Raw genomic sequence first — 791 nt, 5'->3', positions numbered from 1 at the left:
GATCGAGGCGCTGGTGGCCGGTGTGCCCGGCATGTCCGAGCTGCTGGCCGAGAGCGGTGGCACCCTGTCGAGCGTCATAATCGACCTGAACAAGGCCCGCGCCGCGACCGAGGTCACCCCCGAGACGCTGGAAGCCGCGCTGGCCGACATGTCCAACTGGACCGCTCTGGTGCCGGGCGAGGATATCGCCGGCCTGGGCGCGCGCCCCGATTACGCGCAGGTCTTCCTGCTGCGCGGCGGAGAGGGCATCTCGCTGATGCTGCTGCCGGTCTCCGGCGCGGGCTACAACGGGCGGATCGACGCCATCCTGGCGCTGCGCGGCGACATGCAGACCATCGCCGGGCTGGCGATCACCGGCCAGTCGGAAACCCCCGGCCTCGGCGCGCGGATCGAGGAACTGGCCTGGCTCTCGTCCTTCGGCGGGGTGCGGACCACGGATGCGCGCGGCGACATCCGCTTTGCCGTCGCCAAGGGGCCGGCCACCAGCGAATACGAGGTCGACGGCATCACCGGCGCCACCCGCACCTCTTCGGCGATGACGCGGATCATCCGCTTCTGGCTGGGGCCGCAGGGCTACGGGCCGCTGATCGAGGCCGTCCGGCGCGGGGAGTTCTAGGCCATGACTGCCCCGTCCCCCCTCTGGTCGACGCTGACCGATCCGCTGATCCGGCAGAACCCGGTGACCCTGCAGATCCTCGGCATCTGCTCGGCGCTGGCGGTGACGACGCAGCTGCCGACGGCGCTGACCATGGCCGCCTCGCTGAGCGTGGTGCTGGTGCTTTCGGCGGGGA

Annotated in this window: 2 protein-coding genes; both read left to right on the top strand. The window is 71.2% G+C overall.

Annotated elements, in window-relative coordinates:
- Positions 1-616, top strand: a 616-nt coding sequence (locus OS124_RS0108510; RefSeq protein WP_010139082.1) for an FMN-binding protein, incomplete at its 5' end; no start/stop codon positions are given.
- A 3-nt stretch (positions 617-619) separates the two neighbouring features.
- Positions 620-791, top strand: a 172-nt coding sequence (locus tag OS124_RS24075) for an Rnf-Nqr domain containing protein (RefSeq protein WP_010139081.1), incomplete at its 3' end; no start/stop codon positions are given.

Origin of the sequence: Oceanicola sp. S124, from assembly GCF_000220565.1 — a bacterium.
In the GTDB taxonomy this organism is placed as follows: domain Bacteria; phylum Pseudomonadota; class Alphaproteobacteria; order Rhodobacterales; family Rhodobacteraceae; genus Pseudooceanicola.
The sequence above is the reverse complement of the archived record's forward strand: the minus strand, read 5'-3'. Positions and strand labels throughout refer to the sequence as shown.